This window comes from Delftia sp. ZNC0008, from assembly GCF_000799035.1.
Taxonomy (GTDB): Bacteria; Pseudomonadota; Gammaproteobacteria; order Burkholderiales; family Burkholderiaceae_C; genus Comamonas; species Comamonas tsuruhatensis.
In genome coordinates this window covers 1-868 of record NZ_JTKZ01000839.1, presented here as the reverse complement: position 1 = coordinate 868, position 868 = coordinate 1, and the positions used below count along the sequence as shown (strand labels likewise).

Here is an 868-nt window from a genome sequence, read left to right as displayed (position 1 = left end):
GCCCGCACCGCCCATCAGCAGCAGCATGGCCAGGGCCCAGCCCACCGCGCGCTTGCCCTCTGGCCCTCCCTGCTTCCACATCCGCTGCATCAGCTCCAGGTAGCTGACGGAATAGGTCTTGAAGGTGAAGAGGGTTCCGCCCACGGCGCCGCGTGCCCAAACAGGTTTCGCGGCCTTGGAGTAGACGAACTGGGTCTCCAGCACGGCCTTGCGCGCGAAGGCGCCCGGGTCACCCATACCCTGTGCCTTGGCGATTCGGAAGGCCGCGATGAAGGTGGAGCGCCGGTTGAACTGCTCGGCAAGTGCGAATGGCTGGCCCCAGGCCACCTTGGCGCGTTCCCAGGCATTGCCGGCCGCCGCACGCGCATCGCCGGCCCGCGTACCGTCACCAGAGCGCAGGCCGCCCGCGCCGCGCGCCTGGGCCATGAGTTGGTGCACTTCCTGCGGGGAGACCACGCCGTCATCCTCGGCAGACTTCAGCGCGTGGGCCAGGTCCGTCTCGTACTTCATGCCGCGCGTGCCCATGTCCTTCAAGGCCCGCGCCATCTGGCCGCTGGCCGCACGAATGCCGCCGAACTGGCTGAGCCAGGGTAGCGTCACCGCAAAGGGCTGGGTCATGTTGACCACGGCCGAGGCAAGCGAGCCGCCCAGGTACTGCGCGAACAGCATGCCGCGCACGGCCTGGCCCTCTTCCTGGGGATCGCGGATGTAGCTGCGCAGGCCCATGGCCAGGTCCTTCAGCTCGCCCTGCTCCTTCGGAATGTCGTTGATCGCGCGATCCATGGTGCCGGCATTCAGGCCTGCCGCGCCCTGGCGCGCATTGCTGTAGATGAAGTTGGCCACCACGCGGCCCACGTCCTGGCTGTAG

At 68.3% G+C, this 868-nt stretch carries 1 protein-coding gene; it reads right to left on the bottom strand.

Annotation, left to right across the window (positions count from 1 at the left end; genetic code table 11):
• The coding region (locus L995_RS26840) for a PLxRFG domain-containing protein (protein WP_047474396.1) at positions 1-868 on the bottom strand (868 nt) is incomplete at both ends.